At 35.0% G+C, this 17,936-nt stretch carries 30 protein-coding genes; 2 read left to right on the forward strand and 28 right to left on the reverse strand.

What is annotated here, in order from left to right:
- Positions 1-24 precede the first annotated feature (24 nt).
- The 22 genes from JTI58_RS01630 to JTI58_RS01735 form a co-directional block, all read right to left on the reverse strand.
- Positions 25-459 carry a phage tail tube protein gene (locus JTI58_RS01630; protein WP_205444773.1) on the reverse strand — a complete coding sequence of 145 codons (435 nt, stop codon included), beginning with the start codon at positions 457-459 and terminating at the stop codon, positions 25-27.
- A 13-nt stretch (positions 460-472) separates the two neighbouring features.
- Complete coding sequence (locus JTI58_RS01635; RefSeq protein ID WP_243456279.1) at positions 473-1,543, reverse strand: phage tail sheath C-terminal domain-containing protein; 1,071 nt, start codon at positions 1,541-1,543, stop codon at positions 473-475.
- A 5-nt stretch (positions 1,544-1,548) separates the two neighbouring features.
- Complete coding sequence (locus tag JTI58_RS01640) at positions 1,549-1,992, reverse strand: phage tail terminator family protein (RefSeq protein ID WP_205444774.1); 444 nt, start codon at positions 1,990-1,992, stop codon at positions 1,549-1,551.
- Positions 1,989-2,417, reverse strand: coding sequence for an HK97 gp10 family phage protein (locus tag JTI58_RS01645; RefSeq protein ID WP_205444775.1), 429 nt, complete (start codon positions 2,415-2,417; stop codon positions 1,989-1,991). Before JTI58_RS01645 ends, JTI58_RS01640 begins: the two co-directional genes overlap by 4 nt.
- Positions 2,414-2,740: a phage head closure protein gene (locus JTI58_RS01650; RefSeq protein ID WP_205444777.1), complete on the reverse strand. Its 327-nt coding sequence runs from the start codon at positions 2,738-2,740 to the stop codon at positions 2,414-2,416. The genes JTI58_RS01645 and JTI58_RS01650 overlap by 4 nt, the downstream gene beginning before the upstream one ends.
- A complete protein-coding gene (locus tag JTI58_RS01655) occupies positions 2,730-3,029 on the reverse strand; it encodes a head-tail connector protein (protein WP_205444778.1) in 300 nt (99 codons plus the stop codon). The genes JTI58_RS01650 and JTI58_RS01655 overlap by 11 nt, the downstream gene beginning before the upstream one ends.
- Positions 3,019-3,312 (reverse strand): hypothetical protein, encoded by a 294-nt coding sequence (locus JTI58_RS01660; RefSeq protein WP_205444780.1) that lies wholly within the window; start codon positions 3,310-3,312, stop codon positions 3,019-3,021. The genes JTI58_RS01655 and JTI58_RS01660 overlap by 11 nt, the downstream gene beginning before the upstream one ends.
- Positions 3,313-3,356: 44 nt before the next feature.
- Entirely contained in the window at positions 3,357-4,520 is a 1,164-nt protein-coding gene (locus JTI58_RS01665; protein WP_205444782.1) for a phage major capsid protein, read from the reverse strand.
- Positions 4,521-4,547: 27 nt separating this feature from the next.
- Positions 4,548-5,126, reverse strand: a complete 579-nt coding sequence (locus JTI58_RS01670) for an HK97 family phage prohead protease (RefSeq protein ID WP_205444784.1) — start codon at positions 5,124-5,126, stop codon at positions 4,548-4,550.
- Positions 5,113-6,312: a phage portal protein gene (locus JTI58_RS01675; protein ID WP_205444786.1), complete on the reverse strand. Its 1,200-nt coding sequence runs from the start codon at positions 6,310-6,312 to the stop codon at positions 5,113-5,115. The genes JTI58_RS01670 and JTI58_RS01675 overlap by 14 nt, the downstream gene beginning before the upstream one ends.
- A 19-nt stretch (positions 6,313-6,331) precedes the next feature.
- Positions 6,332-8,011: a terminase large subunit gene (locus tag JTI58_RS01680; protein ID WP_205444788.1), complete on the reverse strand. Its 1,680-nt coding sequence runs from the start codon at positions 8,009-8,011 to the stop codon at positions 6,332-6,334.
- 2 nt (positions 8,012-8,013) lie between these two features.
- Positions 8,014-8,424 carry a hypothetical protein gene (locus JTI58_RS01685; protein WP_205444789.1) on the reverse strand — a complete coding sequence of 137 codons (411 nt, stop codon included), beginning with the start codon at positions 8,422-8,424 and terminating at the stop codon, positions 8,014-8,016.
- A gap of 99 nt (positions 8,425-8,523) precedes the next feature.
- Positions 8,524-8,847, reverse strand: a complete 324-nt coding sequence (locus JTI58_RS01690; protein WP_347709110.1) for an HNH endonuclease — start codon at positions 8,845-8,847, stop codon at positions 8,524-8,526.
- Between the two features lie 165 nt (positions 8,848-9,012).
- Positions 9,013-9,648 carry a hypothetical protein gene (locus JTI58_RS01695; protein ID WP_205444793.1) on the reverse strand — a complete coding sequence of 212 codons (636 nt, stop codon included), beginning with the start codon at positions 9,646-9,648 and terminating at the stop codon, positions 9,013-9,015.
- 244 nt (positions 9,649-9,892) lie between these two features.
- Positions 9,893-10,432, reverse strand: coding sequence for a tyrosine-type recombinase/integrase (locus JTI58_RS01700; protein ID WP_205444795.1), 540 nt, complete (start codon positions 10,430-10,432; stop codon positions 9,893-9,895).
- Between the two features lie 3 nt (positions 10,433-10,435).
- Positions 10,436-10,882 carry an ArpU family phage packaging/lysis transcriptional regulator gene (locus tag JTI58_RS01705; RefSeq protein ID WP_243456280.1) on the reverse strand — a complete coding sequence of 149 codons (447 nt, stop codon included), beginning with the start codon at positions 10,880-10,882 and terminating at the stop codon, positions 10,436-10,438.
- Between the two features lie 38 nt (positions 10,883-10,920).
- Complete coding sequence (locus JTI58_RS01710; RefSeq protein ID WP_205444798.1) at positions 10,921-11,097, reverse strand: hypothetical protein; 177 nt, start codon at positions 11,095-11,097, stop codon at positions 10,921-10,923.
- A 117-nt stretch (positions 11,098-11,214) separates the two neighbouring features.
- Positions 11,215-12,066: an HNH endonuclease gene (locus tag JTI58_RS01715; protein ID WP_205444800.1), complete on the reverse strand. Its 852-nt coding sequence runs from the start codon at positions 12,064-12,066 to the stop codon at positions 11,215-11,217.
- A gap of 308 nt (positions 12,067-12,374) precedes the next feature.
- Positions 12,375-12,554: a hypothetical protein gene (locus tag JTI58_RS01720; protein ID WP_205444802.1), complete on the reverse strand. Its 180-nt coding sequence runs from the start codon at positions 12,552-12,554 to the stop codon at positions 12,375-12,377.
- Between the two features lie 80 nt (positions 12,555-12,634).
- A complete protein-coding gene (locus JTI58_RS01725; protein ID WP_205444803.1) occupies positions 12,635-12,883 on the reverse strand; it encodes a hypothetical protein in 249 nt (82 codons plus the stop codon).
- Entirely contained in the window at positions 12,871-13,278 is a 408-nt protein-coding gene (locus JTI58_RS01730) for a hypothetical protein (RefSeq protein WP_205444805.1), read from the reverse strand. Before JTI58_RS01730 ends, JTI58_RS01725 begins: the two co-directional genes overlap by 13 nt.
- A gap of 16 nt (positions 13,279-13,294) precedes the next feature.
- Positions 13,295-13,522, reverse strand: coding sequence for a hypothetical protein (locus tag JTI58_RS01735; protein ID WP_205444806.1), 228 nt, complete (start codon positions 13,520-13,522; stop codon positions 13,295-13,297).
- A gap of 105 nt (positions 13,523-13,627) precedes the next feature.
- Between JTI58_RS01735 and JTI58_RS01740 the strand changes: the two genes are divergently transcribed.
- Positions 13,628-14,362: a hypothetical protein gene (locus tag JTI58_RS01740; protein WP_205444808.1), complete on the forward strand. Its 735-nt coding sequence runs from the start codon at positions 13,628-13,630 to the stop codon at positions 14,360-14,362.
- A 55-nt stretch (positions 14,363-14,417) separates the two neighbouring features.
- Here JTI58_RS01740 and JTI58_RS01745 read toward each other — a convergent pair whose 3' ends face one another.
- The 6 genes from JTI58_RS01745 to JTI58_RS01770 all read right to left on the reverse strand — a co-directional run bounded on the left by JTI58_RS01745 (position 14,418) and on the right by JTI58_RS01770 (position 17,386).
- On the reverse strand, positions 14,418-15,500 hold the full coding sequence (locus JTI58_RS01745; protein ID WP_205444810.1) for a phage replication protein O: 1,083 nt from the start codon (positions 15,498-15,500) through the stop codon (positions 14,418-14,420).
- A 12-nt stretch (positions 15,501-15,512) separates the two neighbouring features.
- Positions 15,513-16,151, reverse strand: coding sequence for an ORF6N domain-containing protein (locus JTI58_RS01750; RefSeq protein ID WP_205444812.1), 639 nt, complete (start codon positions 16,149-16,151; stop codon positions 15,513-15,515).
- Between the two features lie 72 nt (positions 16,152-16,223).
- The gene (locus JTI58_RS01755) at positions 16,224-16,361 is read right to left on the reverse strand and encodes a hypothetical protein (RefSeq protein WP_205444814.1); all 138 of its coding nucleotides are present in this window, start codon (positions 16,359-16,361) and stop codon (positions 16,224-16,226) included.
- Positions 16,362-16,377: 16 nt separating this feature from the next.
- The gene (locus JTI58_RS01760; RefSeq protein ID WP_205444815.1) at positions 16,378-16,659 is read right to left on the reverse strand and encodes a helix-turn-helix domain-containing protein; all 282 of its coding nucleotides are present in this window, start codon (positions 16,657-16,659) and stop codon (positions 16,378-16,380) included.
- Between the two features lie 160 nt (positions 16,660-16,819).
- Positions 16,820-17,143 carry a DUF771 domain-containing protein gene (locus JTI58_RS01765; protein ID WP_205444817.1) on the reverse strand — a complete coding sequence of 108 codons (324 nt, stop codon included), beginning with the start codon at positions 17,141-17,143 and terminating at the stop codon, positions 16,820-16,822.
- A 12-nt stretch (positions 17,144-17,155) separates the two neighbouring features.
- Positions 17,156-17,386, reverse strand: coding sequence for a helix-turn-helix transcriptional regulator (locus JTI58_RS01770; RefSeq protein ID WP_205444818.1), 231 nt, complete (start codon positions 17,384-17,386; stop codon positions 17,156-17,158).
- Between the two features lie 169 nt (positions 17,387-17,555).
- Between JTI58_RS01770 and JTI58_RS01775 the strand changes: the two genes are divergently transcribed.
- The gene (locus JTI58_RS01775; RefSeq protein WP_243456281.1) at positions 17,556-17,915 is read left to right on the forward strand and encodes a helix-turn-helix domain-containing protein; all 360 of its coding nucleotides are present in this window, start codon (positions 17,556-17,558) and stop codon (positions 17,913-17,915) included.
- Positions 17,916-17,936 lie beyond the last annotated feature (21 nt).

Raw genomic sequence — 17,936 nt, forward strand, 5'->3', positions numbered from 1 at the left:
TGTTTATTCCTCCGATTAGTTAAATTAACCTGCAATTTTATCCAAGAAATCATAATCAGCAAAATTGAATGGTAATTCTTCTTCCATTTTTGTTTTCTTTTCGAATTTCATTAAAGTCATGGAATTGAACGTTACCTCTGAAATGGATACACGCTCTGAACCATAAGCGTCAGGATCAGCAAGTTTACCGATAAGCTCAATGTCAGGAATAATACCTGTTTTTGCTGCTTCACCCATCAATTGCGCTCCACGTGAATACACTTTTTTGACTGTAATAGTTCCTTCACCATTCCAACCCATTAATTTTTTATGAGTGGCCAAATCCTCACACATATTTGAGTCTTCAAAATCAAAATTGACTGTAGCCTCAAAAGATTCTACGTCCATCCATTTTTCCTTGTTCACCCAAAGCGTACCGAATGTACCGTTAATCTGTTTATTCGCTTTTAATTTACTCATTTGTTACCCTCCCTCAAATGGCAATGTTGAATTTCAAATCTTCCATAGCATCTACTGGCTTTGCTGCGCCACCTAAAAACACATTACTGCTGAAAGACATCTCTTTTACTTTTTGATCGTCCCAATCTGTTGTATCAGTACCTATGCTTTCCCAGGCTAGACGTTGCGTTTCAACATCAACTTCCGCAAAGTTTTGAGCGTTAGGATCTAATATTTCCTCACTTGCTAAACCTTTAAAATATGCCCCGATAGATGTGATAAACAACACTTGATTATCATAGATATTCGGCACTTTACCGACATAATGATTCTCAAATGTGCTGAAAATATCATCGTGAATCATGTCCATGATTTCAGTAATTTTGATCTTTTTATAGTCCTCTTTCATATCACTTGTAATAGTGACAAGACTATTCACACCACGGCCAATTTTAATTTTTTCCCCATCGTTAATTAAAATGAGTTGGCCAGCATTAATGTCCTCATTTGGCGTTTCTGTTTCTGTGATACTATCAACCTCTGACAACACAAAATAAGTAGAGGATTGAGTAAATGGTAAACCTGCTAAGATTCCAGCAATTCGTGCTGTATACTCTGCAGTAGTGTAAATTCTTTCGCCTACTTTAATATTGCCAGTAGTAAAATTGATAACTCCCGATGAATCAGCTGCTTGGTTAGGTAATACAGCTTTAAAAGTTTTGTGATCGTTTGTACGTTTAGACTTAATCCAAGAAGCAATATCCTCCGCCTCTTGCGCTGTTACCTCGGGCATGGCTAAATAGTTGAAACGTCTACTTCCCGCTAGTTTAAGTATGTTTGGCAGAGTATCGCTTTCGGATTCGGTCATTCGAATAGCTATTACCTTAGACGGTGTGCCTAATAAAGTTTTTTTAATGTAATCAATATTCTTTTCAGACCAATCGCCAGGCTTTAAATCCTCAATGCTTTTGTAAACTTGAACATTACTAGAAAGAACATTGTTTGTTGTGTCGCGTAATATTAAAGTAACAATTCCTAAAGCGCTTCGCTTCATAGCTGTTACAGCCTTGCTTTTAAATGCAATGATAATTTCAGGTAATCCCACAATTATCAGCTCCTTTTCATTTTCAACTCTAATTCTTGCATCAATCCTGGATTATCAATTTCTCCATATCCTATTTCTCGTTTATCCTCAAACGAAATATCAAATTCAAACTGCAGCACACCATCAATTTCGATGAAATTAGGTTCGCCTATGTCCAAATGTCGATCTCCTACAGAAAATTTAAGATCAAATAAATTCCCTAACGCTTCTTGAACATCTAACAATTCAATCACGTTATCATTTTCATCTGTAGGAAAATAAAAAATGCGAACCGTGCAAGACTTTTCAACTTGTGTCAAATAGCCCTCACGCTTCACATTATCAAGTTCTACTTTAAATGATGGCCGTGTAAATCCTTTGCTTGCTGATTTACTAGAAACATCAATATCAATAAAGTTTGACTGTAATTTCTCATTAATTGCCGCCTTGATTTGCTTAAAAGTAATCATAATTTATTCTTCCTCAACAATTCATCTAACCATTTTACAGTTTCACTTTCTACATCTCCCGATGTCTCAAATTCTCGTATACCCTTGTCCATTGGTTTTTTACCTGGCACAAAATCACCTGTTTTATTGCCCTCATGGTCTACCATCCAGTGGCCATCCTCAACCAAATGCGCGTGAGGTGATGAATTATAAACACGCACAACAATCTCACCACGATAACCGATAAAGACTTTTCCCCGTTTCCATTTTTTATGGTACATACCTGTTTTTTTCTTCACCAGACTTCGGGCTTTTTTAGCTACTGTTGTTCTTGCCTTTGAACCAATTTTCCGCATCAATTTTGGTGCTTCTTTAGGTAATTTCTTGGTGGCAACATCATATAAATCCTGCTGAAATTGTGTTAAACCATTCATTTGAATGCTCACTTCAACACCTCCTGAACAAAGATCTCAAGTGTCTCATTGCGAAAATAGGGATTGAGAATATATTTAATTTCAAACTCATGCCCTTTATACGAGATAGGCATATCTTTTGTGATGTCTTTGCCAGCGTTGTATCGCACGATGATTTTATGCGTGACATTTGTTAAAATCGTGTCAGCAACTTGCTTTTGCAACGAACCTGTTTGCGGAATGATCGCTGCCCATATTTTTTTATCAGGTAGATATTCATAAACAGTTTCGTTCAATTCATTTTTTGTCTTTTGATTAGTGAGGATTTCAATTCGCTTATCAAGATCATAGTTCATTGCTATCCCCCTTAAAAGAACTTAATAATGAGAGTTTTATAAGCATTTTTTCAAATGCACTGGCGAAACGTTCTTTGTTGTCGTCATAACCGAAATGAGCCTTACAATACAAGATACAAGCTCGTCGAATTAAATCGTCTTCATCCACAACTTTCTCTGAACTTGCACCAACTTCGATGATTTCCCTTTTAGCTGCTGCAATCAAATCGTTTAATTCATCATCATGTTCGTCCTCGTCTAATCGCATTGCAAATTTCACTTTTTCTAATAGAGTAAGTTTATTCTCCATCACTCTCACTCGCTTTCTTCGTCTTCACAACGTCGATAGCTTTACGAAGAGTTTCCTCTTCCATTTTTGTATAGCCCTTAATCTTTAGAACTTTTGCTTCTGCAATTAGTGCTTCATCGACTTTTGCGTTCCCTTGTAGCAATTGTTTAGATACCAGCAAATAGCCTTTTTTTGTTAAGAAAGAAACACGTTCAACATCATCTGATGCGAACGTGTCTCCTATGTTGTAACCCTCGTTGTTTGTCTTGTCGATAAAGGCTCTAATTACATGATATTTTTTCACATCACAGCCTCCTTTGTAAGTTGACTTAATTAATCACTATCTTATTAAATAGCTTCTGCTTTTTTCACACGTAAGAAACCATTTTGAGCAACAACATTACCACCGATAAAGACTGACCCTCTGTGTGCAATCATTCCTTGCTTGAATTTGTAGTCAGTAGAACGTTTGATTTCTGTAGGTGAGAAAGTTGCAAGTTCATAATTTGAGAGTGGACCATAAGCCATTGCGTAAACACCTGCTACCGTTGCTGATGAAGAAATTGATGCACATGCGCTATTTATGATAAATGGTACACCATCAATTGTCCCTGTATTACCAGACGGTTTAACTTCATACACTTTTTTACCATCAGTAGTGCGGAGTGTTGCAAATGCTTTTAAATCATGTTTGTTGAGAATTAAAACTGCTGCATCTTCAACATCTTCATCTCCACCATAAGCATAAATAATGTTGTCTAAAGTGCTTGCATCAATTTTAGCAATTTCGATGTCTGTATCTGCGGAAATTGCTGATGCCGCTTCTGAAAAAATACCTACTAACCTTCCAGCTGCACCAGTACCGATTAATATTTCACGAGTGATTTTTCTTCGTAATGCTTTATTAATGCCTCCCGTAATTACATTGCTATAATTAGCTGCTGGAAGCTTCGTAACTTCTTCTGTTTCCTCACTGTACGCTGTGATTTTTGTTTTAGAGATAGTAGCGTAGTCAAACTCGCTCTCTGCTGTATTGTATTCTGCATTCTCTGAAGAGTAGTCACCTGTGCCATGTCCTTTTTCATAAGGGCGCTCATATGACTCTCCACCTTCTAATGGAACATGCGTTACACGATCAATTAATGATGAAGTTTGATTAAATGTACCTTTGATGTCTTTAGCTGTGTGCTTTGGTAACACTAAATCACCACTGGCAACAGTAATAGCTCGATTTTCTAATAAATCTAAACCACGCTTTTCAGCCTCATGTGTATCTTGGTTTTCATTTTCATCAATCGTATTATTGAAAGTATCAATAGTTCGGTTTTCAGGATTGCCGTTTACAATGTCAGTAGCTTGTTGTTGCAATTGCGAGCGACGTTCATGTGCTTCGATTTTTTCATTGATTTCACGAAGTTCTTTTTCTAAATCATCAAGATTAAGATCGCGTGTTTCATCAGCTAGCATTTCACGAATTTCAGCTTTTCGTTTTAACAATTCTTGTAAATTCATTTTAGTAAAACCTCTTTTCTCAAGTTTTTATAGTAATGTTTTAAGAAGCAATCGTTGACGACGATTACTTTGTTGTTTTGATTTAAAATGTTCTTTGTAAGGATCATGGGATCGCGCTTGTACTTCAGAATCTGGATAAGCTGGAAAAGCAACTGGTGAAACTTCTATTAATTTTGCTTTCGAAATAGTACGAATGATATTATCAATATCATTTTCATCCCATTCTTCTTTCTGCATTTGGAATGCAAAGGAGACACCTTCAACATCACCACGTCTGATAGTTTCATATGCGTCATTTCCTAGCGTTGTATTAGGTAATTCAAGTTCGAATCGTAACCCTATTTCATCTTCGTATAAGCGTAATGTGCCATTTTTAGTACGCCCTAATACTTTTGATGTGTCATGTGACCACAAGGCCAGTTGGTCATCAATTGTTAATGAATCTGTAAAAGAGCCTCGCTTGAATTGCTCTTTGAATCTTCTCCAGTAACCCATTGCGTGAGATTTCATTTCCCACTTGACCGCATAGCCACTAATAGTGCGTTTACCTTCACTTTCTTCACGTAAATCTATTTCATTCGTCGTTAAATTCCTAGTTTCCTTCATTATCGTTATCACCTCCCTCTGATTTAGTAGTGACTTGAACTGTATCTAGGCGACGAATAGGTTTGTCTCCTCCTTCAACTGGTGGTAAGTTGAGAATTCGACACCAATCATTAGGCGTAAGCGCTCCACGGTCAACCATCTGTACAAGTGCCAATTTGGTTGACATACTAGCATATTGAAGGGATGATGCTTCATAAATAATGCAGTCGCCACGGTTTCTCTCATAATCAAGAAATAGCTTTTCTGTTGTCTCATCTGCAAATTGCATGGCTACAGGTTCAATATTCATCTCATAATAAGCATTCCATTCGTCTTCATTATATTTTGCTTGGACAATGTTATCGTTGGTATTAAAAAATGAATACACGCGTTGTACGGTATTCATTGCTTGCTTATCGTCAGGTACGAAAGCCTTATTATCTACTTGTTTCAATTCGTACTTACCATCTGCACCAGCTGCACCACCTGAGTTTTGTACGGTAAGAAATTGATCATTAAACTTATCAACAGCAGCCTTCACATCTTCGTCACGCATCACTGTTGCGAATTTTAATATCCATCGAATGATTGCACTATTTTTTATAGCCTTAATAATCCCTTGATCACTTGTAGTGATAACTTCCATTAACGATGTTAACGCTGCTCCTGGTGGATCAGAAAAGAAATCATTATCATTAAAATCCCTACGCAAATGGATAATATCACTGTATGCTATCAGCTGTTGACTACCGTTAGGGAAATAGAACTTCAAAAAAATATCTCCATACATTCCTTCTTTAACTTCAATAGTGGATGATGGTAAAGGATAAATAGCAACAGGTAAAAGCGTTTCAATGTCTCTCTTTATATAAGCAAATGCATTGTTATTCAAATACAATTGTGTAGCCATTTTTTCTTGTAATACTTGCATAGTCATTAATGGATTAGGACGCTTCAATAGTCGTTTGATATGATTTTCAGGAAATACCTTCATCCCTCTTGAATTATCTCGAATGTGCCTTGGTATTAATTTTCCAATAGCAATGACTGCTGGACGAATAGCAGCACGAATAATATCCGATTTATATAAATTGCCATTCCATGCATAAAAACCTTCACCATTATCGACTATCATTTCAAAACGTGTAGTAGATGTTTCACTTTGCGAGATTGGTTTTTTGCCAAACATTTTCTCGAATAAGCCCATATTTTTTCTATCACCACCTCTAAATCATGTTTAAATAATCATTTTTACGATCTAAATACACCGTATAAGAGTTTAAAAGAGCAATCGTGCCATCAATGCGTTTACGTGTATCTCTCGACTTTACAGGTGCAATATTACCGTTTGAATCTACTTTAATTTCCGTATTAGCTAAACACATTTTCAGAAGTTGATTATTGTTGTAATTGATAATATGATTCGATAAATCTGCTTCAAGTTCTTTCATTGGTGTGGATAATGTGACAGCACCCTGACGAACCTTAATCATACTGTTCTTACCAAAATGTGATTCAAAGTCCTCAAGTGTAGCATCATCAACATGCCAAGAATCATAGCCTATCCAAGGAATATAAATATCAAAGTCTTCTCTCAATTCAACGAACCATTTTAAAATATCTTTCATGTCAATTTTGTATTGTCCGCTTGGTCGTAGAATACCCAGACGCTCAAATAGATCATATGGAATTTGATCTTCATTTGCTCTCTGCATAATGGACTGTTCAGGTAGCCAAAACATGCAAGCAAAATAAATTTCATCATCGTCTCTTCTCCTTAATAGCACACCAGCAGAAGTTAAATCTGTTGTTTCTGATTTATCAAAACCGCCAATTCCATAGTTAAAGTCCATTTTTTCAATTTCAAATGTCGCTGTGTTTTCAAGCTGCTCCCAACGAAGCCAAGCTGTTGATGCCGTTTGTTTTAAGTTGAAGTCTTTAACAAGTACTGTTGGTTTAAATGCTGCGTCAACTTTGGCCTTATCAACAAATTTACGAAGTTCTTCTGTTTTTTTGATGGTACCCAGTCCAGGGTTCGATTTGATCCAGCAACTTTCATCAAGCCATTCATCACGATGATCTAACTCATATATAAATGCAAGAAAATGAATATCTTTAATTTTTCCATCAAGTACATTACAGGCATATTCGTACTGCGAGTCGTAAATAGAATCACGAACAAATCCATTTGTTGAAATAGAACTAATAAGCCCCTGCTCACGTGAAGACATTGACTGTTTCATTACATCATAAATATTGCGGTCTTTAATCGCTGCCAATTCATCAACCGTAATAAAATGACCATTTAAACCATCTAAGCTATTAGAATCACTTGCCAATGCTTCAATATGTGAAAATGTCGCTTCAAAATACAAGTCTGTTTTGCGCTTCCTAATATATTTAGAAAGGTCTGGACTTTGAGCAACCATCTTATGACACTCTTTAAAACCCTTTTTTGCTTGATCAAGTTTTGTTGCAATAAAGTAAACCTCGGCTGACCCTTCACCATCACCAACAAGCATGTAAAGCGACAAAGCTGAGTTCTCAGTCGTTTTTCCATTTTTACGGCCACGAATATCCATGATTTCAGTAATCTGTCTCATCCGTGTTTCTTTATGGACAAATCCGAATGTTGCTTGTAACTTTGCTTTTTGGAATAGATCGAGTTTTAAAGGTTGCCCCATTTTTGTACCTTGCGCTTGTCGACAAAGATTCTCAATAAATTCAATGGGCTTGGTTGCTAACCGAATATCAAACTCGTATCCTTCTTCTGGATTTCCTAACCAGTTATAAATAATTTGGTACTGTTGTTTTAGACGCTTACAAGCATTGATTTCGCCTGACATAATTTTGTCATAGTATTCAATGATGTAATTTCTATGCGTTTCGACACTATAATTCTGCATAGCTATTTACTGTGCTTGGATAAAAATTTTTGCAGCCCATCCATTTCACCCGTGACTTTCAACTTTTGTTCAGGCTTAGGATACATATCAAGCAGTTGCTTATAGATACCTGTATAAGTCTTTGCAGCGTCTAAGTAATTTTGGAAATAAGGGCTTCGTCTATTAATGGAGTAATCACCTTGTTGCATTTCTTCAACTGATCCATTTAACTTTACGTGTTGACGAAGTTCTTGAATTTCTACAATTAAAAAAGCCAGTTCATCAATAAGGCGCAATGCAACCTCTTTTTGATGACCGACTAGATCAGCAAATATTTTTTTTAACTTAGTTGTTTCTTTTTTGATAGTTTTTTCTTTCAGAATAATTTCAGTTTCTTGTTCTGGAACGGCGGTTTTCGAAACTTGCCTTGTCATCGCAAAACCTCCTAGTTTTTTTGATAGGTGGGGGTTATATAAAATCTCAAACGGAGGAAATCTAAGGTTGGCATTCGGTCTAGTGATTCCCCCATGATATTATTTTGAAGGGGGGCTATTAAAAATCAGCTCGCCCTCTTCATTAAATGAAAATCCTGTACGCAAACTTTCTTTTGGTGTTCCAAATGTTTTTTTATTGTGACACTCTAAACAAAGATACTGTAAGTTATCATGATTCAATGTAATCATTGATTCATTGATATTATAGATATTTATTTCTTCTTTATGGTCCACGATGTAACCGGGATTGAACTGACAATGTTCACACAATCTATCTGGCACCATTTGAATGTAAGACTCTCTACACTTCCTCCATGCCTTGCTGTTATAAAACTTCTTGGCTGCTGCTGTATGTTCTCTCATCATTTGCCTCCACAATAAAAAGAGCCACACCATTATGGTGAAGCTCCTTATCATCCGTTTTCTGTATTTAGTTATCAATGTGCATAATAATAAATTAGCACCGTTAAAACAAAAATGAGTTCGCAATTCGTTCGTTTTTCGTTCGTAAAACGTTCGCTTCATTACTTAACCTTCAATGATACTCAAAATATCAGCTACATCTTCTTTAGAAAGTTCTTGAATTGAAGATATTTTATTTCCTAATCCATTTAAAGAAGTCCCTATTAAAATTCCTTTTTCTCTATCTACAACCCAAAATCTATCGTGCCAATCATCACTATATTTAACGATTAGTTGAGCTTCTATATGGTTTTGTATGCGCCCCTTCAGACTAGGAGTTACATTTTTTTTATCCGTAATAATTGTTATTTTCTTTGATTTTACTTCATCCAAGATATTCTTAATTAATTCGAAATACTTTTCAGCTTTTTCAGCTCCATTCGGTTGCTTGAAAAAATATGGGTCAATAATCAATAAATCTTCAATAGTTTCACCCGGTCTTTTTAAATATGAAATTATTTTTAAAGCCTTCTCATCTTCGGTGAGATTTTTCCATAGTATTTCTTCTGTTACATACTGTAATTGGCCACTTTTCATTCCATAATACATTTCACAGTAATCATCTAAACTATTAATAGCTAATGTATTCAAAGAAATTCCATAACGCTTTATTAACTGGTTATTTACCTCTAACATAATATCTCCAATTGGTGGACAGCCGTCTTTTATTTCTTTTTCATCCAATTCATAATAAAGTGACATATATTTTTCTACCTACTTTCTATATTTTTCTAACGCTAATATTTACCTAATTATAACACTGAATGTGTCATTTAACATGTATTGTCCTTTTCGCTTATTCTCTTCCAGCCCTTTGCCTACCTACATTTTCTCCTTGTCCCTTTACTCAATGTGACAAAACATAAAAATGGCCTGTTTATAAAAAAATAGGTACCTACACATAGAAAATAAATAAAAAAACTACACCAATATATTATCAGTGCAGTTACCAATCTATTTTACCTTGCTGCTTATCTAATTCTTCTTGTTCTATGCCTAAATAAATCATTGTTTCACGTTGATTTGTATGATTGAGAGCTGTCATAATCGTTGCTACATTATTGAATTTTTTATAATGCATATAGCCGTATGTTTTGCGTAATGTGTGCGTACCAATCTGTTCAAGCTCAAAGTCGTCCGCTAACTCACGCAATATTTCATAGGCTCTTTTTCTCGATATTGGTTGGTTGATTCCCTTGCGTGATTTGAACAAATATTCTTCATCCGATTTCCCATGAATATAGTCTCGCATTTCTCGCTTCAATTCTTTAGTCATCCTTACAGAACGATATTTCTTCGTCTTTTCCTCAAATAATCGAATATCCCAACCCTTAACATGTTTTACTTGCAGTTTCAAAATATCACTAATACGAAATCCACAATGTATCCCTGTCAGAAACATCAAATGATTCCTTTTGTTTGTATCACTTAAATATCGTTTTATTCTTGCTAACAATTCACGATCTCTTATAGGTTCCACTTTCATAAGCTAGCTCACCTCATTTCTATCCTGCTGATAAACTTCTATTTTTAAGGCAAATGCAAGGCGTAGAACAGCTTGCCATTTCTTTTTATAATACTTTGTCTTACCAATGCTTAAATCCATCCAAATATCAATATCATATTCAGTTTCTAGTTGGAGATATCGACGTACAATTATTTGCCTTTCATCCTCTTTCAATGACATTAAACCTTTATGCATCCAATTAAAATATTTCTCACGTGCAAGTTCAAATTCTACACGCTTAATTGCCGCATTTTCTGTTTTACTATTAAATTGGTCTGAATTGGCTGGTGCTAATGAATAACTTGCTGTTATTTTAGATAAATAATCGGCCGGAACAGTGAGCAAATACATACGATACTTTTCTATCTTTTCTTCAACTGCTTTTCGTGTTAATTTTTCATCTACAAGTTGTATGTGCCTTATTTTCAATCTTTTCGCTCCTTCCCAGTTACGGTTTGAATCTCTTATCATCTTATTTGTCTAAATGCACCCTTAACTCGTTTGTAAGTACTTCGACTAATTCCCATTAGCTCTTCAATTTCTCTTTGACTCATCTGTTTTTTAGGTTGGCGTCTTTTTGACGTTCTCCCTTTATCTTCTTTACTTACCTCGTTTTGTACCACCTCTATTTGTAACGTTTTCATCTCCTAAACTCCTTTCAATAAAATTAAAAGAGGCACCAACAAAACAGGCCATTCACCTGTCTGTTAGTGCCTCCGGTATTTTCCGTAAAGGCTGTTTTTTTAGTAATCTCATGCTCGTTAGATATTCCAGAAAGGAACATTAATCAAATTGGTTGATGTACTTCCTGCTTGTTTAGAAGCATTACAACTTTTACATAACAACTGAAAATTAGTTGAATCATTGGTTCCGTATAAATCTAACGGAACTATATGATCGATCTCTAAATCACTAGCAATATGATATTGTGATGTTACATCTTTTCTACACAAAACACACGTTCCTTTATCACGATAAAGTAATGCTTGTTTTAACCAAATGGGCCAGTATGTTGCTCTTTTAATTCGTTTCTTCTTCAAACTTATATATTCTGGTTTTTTTTCTATTATATAGTCTATGTCCTTTTCAATAAGGTTAGCAACCATTACGTTGAAATCATGCATAAATCTTCGATTATTAAACATTATTTGAAACGTCGCATGAACAATTGACTTTTTTACATTACCTGCATTCATAAGGAAGTGATCTTCCCATCCACTAATTATTTCCCAACACTTACAAGTTAAATCTGAACATTGTTCTTTTTTGTCGCATTTTTCACCAAAAATAGGTTCTTTCAGACTTGGAAGTAAACCAGTGTCAATTAAGTAATCCTTTATCATTTCAAAATACTCTTCACTGCTGTTTGTGAATTTAAAAATTTCTTTAATTTCATCTTCAACATGAAAACTAGTATCAATCCAATAATGTAATAATGTCCATTTACTTGGTTTGTTCAATGGTACTGTATTTAATATATCTTCTTTATTTTCCTCCCATACATCCGAGAAACTATAATCGTTATATTCATTATAGTAAAATATCTGCATCAATAAATTAGCTTGATATAAACCATGGTTATAGCTTAATGTTTCATGATCTATTTTTGACACTTTTATCACCAACGTTTTTCTCTAATTATACTTTAGTGAACCATTTTCTTAAAACCTATTTCCTCAAATTGTTCTGTTAGTGTTTTGATAAATTGACTATTTTTCTTCCATACTCAGTTACTCGAAAAAATTCTTCTTCACAGTCATTACATCTAACGAGAAAGTCTACTGCATAACCACATGTACCTGTATCTAATTTCTTTCCAATAGTATTGGCTAATACAATTTCCTTATGTTCACAGTCCATTTCATCACTCCTTATTTATTGAACAATATCTTTCAAACTTTCATTTTCTCAATTTCATCTTTCACTTTTTCAATGCCCCTACACGTCTACGCTTGCTTTCGCTCACTTCGAACACCTTGCCATGCTGCCACTGGATTGAATCTTGTCCATACTCTTTAGGCTCTAGAACCTCTACAATTGTCCCTTGTTGAACGATATAAACTCCGTCACCTAATGCCACTAAATTAACTGTATTGCTCATATAAGCCCCTCCCTGCTATAATTGCTATAGTGTATAAAGCAAGAAGGTTTAAATGTAGGGCTACGGCTGCAACCGTAGCTCTACGCTATCCACTCCAATTCACAAGCCTCACATGGAATAATTTCTTCACTGATTAGCACCATTATTGTATTTCCTCTAACTTCAATTACGGTACCTATTTTCCCGATTAGATGATCATAGTAATATTTCCGATAGTTATAGATTTCAAAGTTGGTAGATTCGTCAACTAACTTTAGCTTCACTTTGTCATGTGTTTGAAAATGATGTTTTTCTGTTAATGGACAATCAAAGATGGTTAACTGCTGCATGCCAAATCATTCTTAGACATTGGACCACGTTTCCCAGTTAGTCCCTGCCATACTTTCCATTCATTAAGCTCCTGATCTGTAATACCGTAGTGCTCTGCTATTTCAGAATTTTTTAGGCCCATTTCTTGTAAGTCCAAGTACCGATCTATTGTAAGAATCATTCCGTATTCAGTCATTGATTCTAATAAAATATCATCTTTTGTCTTCTTCAGTGACGCTTGATCGTTAGGAGACTTATTTAGATTTAAAAGGCATCTACCGATTTCATTAAACTTGATGAAGATGTCACACTTTTTACAGCTTTTTGCGTTACGGTCTTTTCGATTTACACATGTTACACAGTACTGATGATGCAATGCGTTTTGTTGCTTTAATAATCCCATCCTGTTATACATAAATTTTCCCTCTCTTTCATTTAGCTGCTTGTATGTTGGAAACCAGCCAATTCACGCCTATACCTTTAATACTTGGATGTTGAAACTTGTCCCATATCACATGAACATACAAGCCATCATTTTTAATTTCTTTTACCGTCCCCTTAATAGTAGGTGCTTCAAGTAATTGCACTCTATCCCCTGCTTTGTATATAGGTAGTTCATATAACTTGCCATTGATAAAAAATTGTTGTGTTCTTCCCATCACCATTCCCCTTTCTTCTTTGATCACGTAACATTTATTTTTTGAATTATCTCAGCTTTAATTATGTTAAAATTTAACTATAAATTTACGTAAAGGAGTTTTTAAATGGATACATTAATATCCAAATTTCTTGGAGAAATTAGTATAATAACATTATTTTCCTTAGTAGTTATTGCAATAAAAAATATAATTGATAATAAGAATTTATTAGAAATTGAAAAACTATTAATGACTGATTGGAAAAAATTCAAAATAGACTTTTCAAACTACGGCGTTTATACATTTTTCATATTATCTATTGGTAGTTTTTATATAGCTGTATACAATCCCAGTTCTATTAGCAATATTTCGCCTTCTATAACTACTACTATTATTGCTTTTGGTATAGTGTGGTTAATCGTTACATTCGCATTTATCTTGCTTTTTAACGCAATCATTTGGGTAGATAGAAAAGTATCATTACATAATGAATTTTTTATCCTTTTAGACGATAACGAAAAATGGAAAATACTCAAAATGAAAAATGAATCTTCCTTATTGGTGGAAAGAGATTCAAACTATAGAATTGTAGACAACTGGAATAATAAAAACATAACTTATGAACTGATATATCATTTCCCCCTAAAAAAAATATATGATTTATGGCCTATTACCAAATTAAGAATTATATTTCGTATACTCATCATTGGCTTTATTGTGGCTTTTATTTATAGCTTTACTTTAAATAATTTGATTTCGTTTCCGTTAGCATTCTTTAGTGTTTTTTTCATACTAATCCTCTTAATAATTTGGGTAAATTATAGAGAATATGTTAAATTTATAAGTCAAAATAATGAATAAAGTATTTTCCCCTTCGGTAGAGGGGGATTTTTTTTACTCTATACAGCAAATCAACTTACTGTGCATTTTTGTCTATCCTACCTAAAGTTTCAAGTATTTTTTGACGCTCTGCTTCAAAGTCAATTTCTTGACTGACTTCTACAGTTTCGGCTCTGTCCTCATTTCGCTTATGGAACCACTCTGGTACAACTTCAGTACGTCCTTGTCGATGTTTAATTGGCGAAGGTGATTTGGCTTTGTTTTCTTTTGCATTCTCTGCTTTGATTTGACGTATTAACGTTGTAGCCTTTTCGCGCAATTTTTTGGTTGAAAGAATATTTGATTTCCAGAATGAATTCGCTTGTGACCAATCAATAAGATATTCGATTTGTTCAGCTGTTCTATCATCCTGCTCCATCATTAAGCGAATACAATCAGCCCAGGTATTCATATTCGGTTGTTTAAAGCTTGGATCATCAATCAGTATTTTTTGATAGAGTCTATAAGCCAATTGATAATGCACAGAGGATTCGTCGTAAACTCGTTTGCGACTACTATTCTTTTTATTAGTAATCTCTGTATTTGTAATCTCTGTAGTAATCTTTGTATATGTCCCCACCTGTGGGGCACCACCTCTTACCCTAGAAGGTTGGACCCTCCCAACCTCCAAGTCACCACCCTCCATACTTTGAGGGGAATACCCTCCTACCTTCTGCGGTAATACCCCATTACCAGAACTAAAGGTGAATCTCTCTAAAAGAGGTACATTTAGGTCGATAAAAAGAACATTCGATAATCGAGTTCTATTAGCATTTATTGTCCTAAAATCACGCTTAATAATGCCCCTATTCTCTAGTCGATCCATTGCTTCTTTGACTTGTTTTTTACTAAAACTGAATTGCTCAGCAAAGCGATCATACGAAAGTTGTAATAAATCTGATTTAAACTTCTTTTTAATGTTGATGAGGCGTCCAGTTACCTCATCTTTCTCATAACTTGGACGATACCAATAAACAATTTCAGCAAGAATGATTATGGCGTTTAGATCAGGTTTGCCACTATCTAGGCGAAAATTTTCATACCACATATGTGGTATAACGTTACCTTCTAAGTGCATTTGTCCCATTAAATCGACTGTATTATTACCTGTTGTAAACATTATATGTTCCTCCTATGCTCCCCAGCTTGAAACGAAGTTCAACGCGTCTTGCAACTCATGTTGTCTAACATCACGATAAGAACCTACTTGATACCGTTCTTTGATTGCAGAATACAAAGCTCGGAATAATACACGTCTCGCTCCTGTTTGTTCAGCTAATTGATAAACTCGCTCATTCACGGCTTTTCGTAATCGAAGTTGTTCTCCTGAGTGTAATGTCACTTCACGCATTTGATTTTCCAAAGTTACCAACCTACTTTCTAAGTTTTGAAAATCAGCTAGACTAATTGCTAAAGTTTGAGATTGCTCCATTGGTGGTTTGTCCAACATTGTGTAATAGCTATCTATTAACGCTCGATAAGCATCCTTAGCCTGCTTACTTTTAGAAAATTGAGCATGTAGAAAAGCTCCCTTTTCGGTCCAAAGATAAAGAACTGAAACATACTTAAGGGTTGCGTCATTTTGACGCGCACCTTTAAAAGCTTTTAAATCTTCACCTGTTAGCGCAAAGTAATGAACACCAAGTTCAAACTGATCCTGATTTCGTTGAAAATTACGATTGATAGTCTTGCTATCCGTTTTAAACGATTCAGCTAATTGAGCACTTGTTAAAACACGTACACTGTCATGTACAATAATTTCTGGAAGCATAAGATGCATCCCCTTTCTTGCCGATTCACTAAATTTTTGATATAGTTTCAGTAATATATTTTTCTTAACCGCTTACTTGCATGCCAGTGCTTGTAAGCCTTTTTTATGCTGATTTTTAAGGGTAGCGTCATTTTGACGTGCGGCTCTGTATATAGCCATGTACCGCTCCATTGGTTTCAACGATTTCCAATGTTTTACGTTAATCCTCAATTAGATCTCCTCCTTGTTATAAAAAGAGCCACCATCCAAAACCGCCAACGATTGGTAGTAATGATTGAACAACGGTTGCTAAGTCAATTCCACTCATCATTTGTTGTATAAAGATATTGCCGACCTCCTGAGTATTCGTTTGTTTAAACCATTCGATAAATGTATAAATGTCGGGTGTTTTCCGTTCATTCTCATACTTAGAAATACAAGTTTGACTTCTATTCATTTGAGCAGCCAAATCTTCTTGTGACATACCACTGCCTATTCGACATGCCTGTAAAAGTGCTCCTAATTTCACTATCTCACCACCTTCTTATGCCAATCTGGAATACTCAATTAAGCTATCAACTGTTAAAATTGCTAATAAGAAGATAGAAATATTTACATATTGCCTCTCGTATTTTTCCTATTTCCTCTCGACTTAAAACTCACCTGTTTAGGGTAGCGTCAAAGGGACGTTACCCTCCCCAAATCAAATGGAAATTATCATCCAGAAACTTAGCCATTTTAGTCGCTTGGAAAGCCCAAGGAGAACCCTTTCCTTTTGGATAGTAAACAAATCCTCCATTACGAGCATCTAACTTCTGTTTAAAACGTGGTACATAAAGAATCTTTTCTTGTAACCAATCAGATTTCCGACCTGTTTGTGCCTCTAAATCTTTCATTGACCAAGACTTCCCAGTCAATTTGTTTCTTTGCAATTCCTCCAACTCGACTTTGCTGATTAATACTTTATCTTCTGGAATTTGAATCGTTAACTGGACATTTAATTGCTGTTGCAACTAAAACACCTCCTACTTTCTTCTCTTTAAAATAGATAGTGGTAACATTTCGTTGCATTCAGAATCAAAAAAAATTTCTTCAATGGTGCTTTCATAGTATTTAGCAATTTTTCTAGCTAACTCTAATGAAGGAGTTCGAGACCCTCCCTCTATTGCACTTAACATTTGTCTTGTGATTCCAATATCTTTAGCAACTGCCGTTACAGTTTTTTCACCTCGGAAAATAATTAACTTTTGTCTCAATTTTCACCTCTCCTTAGCAACATTTAGTTACCTTAAATCTAATATAAAGCAACGAAAAGTTGCTGTCAACACCTTAAGTAACATTTTGTTGCACATGGAAACTTGACGTTGCGCTATAATAGAATTAATTATATAAATACATAAAACATTTAATCGAAAGGGGATTACAATGTTATCGACTAGACTTAAAATGCTTAGAACCCAACATCGTAAGACCCAACAAGATATGGCTGATGTTTTGGGTATTTCTAGACAAGGTTATGCCAAATACGAAAACAATTTAGGAGAACCAGATAATTCAACACTTAGTAAATTAGCTGATTATTTTAATGTAAGTACTGATTACCTTCTTGGCCGATCAGATATTCCTACATTGACACAGGAAGAAAAAGAGGAAGCCGAATTCCAAGCATTTGCTAACAATCCAAAATTAAATGTATTTTATAAAGAGCTACCTGAATCTCAAGAAGAAGCTGTTGAACGCCTACGTGAGATATGGGAAATCATCAAACACGACTATAAAAAATAGGACATGCTGTAATAGCATGTC

The sequence above is a fragment of the Lysinibacillus fusiformis genome (genome assembly GCF_016925635.1).
Lineage (GTDB): Bacteria > Bacillota > Bacilli > Bacillales_A > Planococcaceae > Lysinibacillus > Lysinibacillus fusiformis_F.

Bases quoted from the DNA above. Each gene is read 5' to 3' on its own strand.
- JTI58_RS01630 (WP_205444773.1), bottom strand. From the start codon at position 459: ATGAGTAAATTAAAAGCGAATAAACAGATTAACGGTACATTCGGTACG.
- JTI58_RS01640 (WP_205444774.1), bottom strand. From the start codon at position 1,992: ATGATTACTTTTAAGCAAATCAAGGCGGCAATTAATGAGAAATTACAG.
- JTI58_RS01650 (WP_205444777.1), bottom strand. From the start codon at position 2,740: ATGAACTATGATCTTGATAAGCGAATTGAAATCCTCACTAATCAAAAG.
- JTI58_RS01655 (WP_205444778.1), bottom strand. From the start codon at position 3,029: ATGGAGAATAAACTTACTCTATTAGAAAAAGTGAAATTTGCAATGCGA.
- JTI58_RS01665 (WP_205444782.1), bottom strand. From the start codon at position 4,520: ATGAATTTACAAGAATTGTTAAAACGAAAAGCTGAAATTCGTGAAATG.
- JTI58_RS01670 (WP_205444784.1), bottom strand. From the start codon at position 5,126: ATGAAGGAAACTAGGAATTTAACGACGAATGAAATAGATTTACGTGAA.
- JTI58_RS01675 (WP_205444786.1), bottom strand. From the start codon at position 6,312: ATGGGCTTATTCGAGAAAATGTTTGGCAAAAAACCAATCTCGCAAAGT.
- JTI58_RS01680 (WP_205444788.1), bottom strand. From the start codon at position 8,011: ATGCAGAATTATAGTGTCGAAACGCATAGAAATTACATCATTGAATAC.
- JTI58_RS01685 (WP_205444789.1), bottom strand. From the start codon at position 8,424: ATGACAAGGCAAGTTTCGAAAACCGCCGTTCCAGAACAAGAAACTGAA.
- JTI58_RS01690 (WP_347709110.1), bottom strand. From the start codon at position 8,847: ATGAGAGAACATACAGCAGCAGCCAAGAAGTTTTATAACAGCAAGGCA.
- JTI58_RS01695 (WP_205444793.1), bottom strand. From the start codon at position 9,648: ATGTCACTTTATTATGAATTGGATGAAAAAGAAATAAAAGACGGCTGT.
- JTI58_RS01700 (WP_205444795.1), bottom strand. From the start codon at position 10,432: ATGAAAGTGGAACCTATAAGAGATCGTGAATTGTTAGCAAGAATAAAA.
- JTI58_RS01710 (WP_205444798.1), bottom strand. From the start codon at position 11,097: ATGAAAACGTTACAAATAGAGGTGGTACAAAACGAGGTAAGTAAAGAA.
- JTI58_RS01720 (WP_205444802.1), bottom strand. From the start codon at position 12,554: ATGAGCAATACAGTTAATTTAGTGGCATTAGGTGACGGAGTTTATATC.
- JTI58_RS01725 (WP_205444803.1), bottom strand. From the start codon at position 12,883: ATGCAGCAGTTAACCATCTTTGATTGTCCATTAACAGAAAAACATCAT.
- JTI58_RS01730 (WP_205444805.1), bottom strand. From the start codon at position 13,278: ATGTATAACAGGATGGGATTATTAAAGCAACAAAACGCATTGCATCAT.
- JTI58_RS01735 (WP_205444806.1), bottom strand. From the start codon at position 13,522: ATGGGAAGAACACAACAATTTTTTATCAATGGCAAGTTATATGAACTA.
- JTI58_RS01740 (WP_205444808.1), top strand. From the start codon at position 13,628: ATGGATACATTAATATCCAAATTTCTTGGAGAAATTAGTATAATAACA.
- JTI58_RS01745 (WP_205444810.1), bottom strand. From the start codon at position 15,500: ATGTTTACAACAGGTAATAATACAGTCGATTTAATGGGACAAATGCAC.
- JTI58_RS01750 (WP_205444812.1), bottom strand. From the start codon at position 16,151: ATGCTTCCAGAAATTATTGTACATGACAGTGTACGTGTTTTAACAAGT.
- JTI58_RS01775 (WP_243456281.1), top strand. From the start codon at position 17,556: ATGTTATCGACTAGACTTAAAATGCTTAGAACCCAACATCGTAAGACC.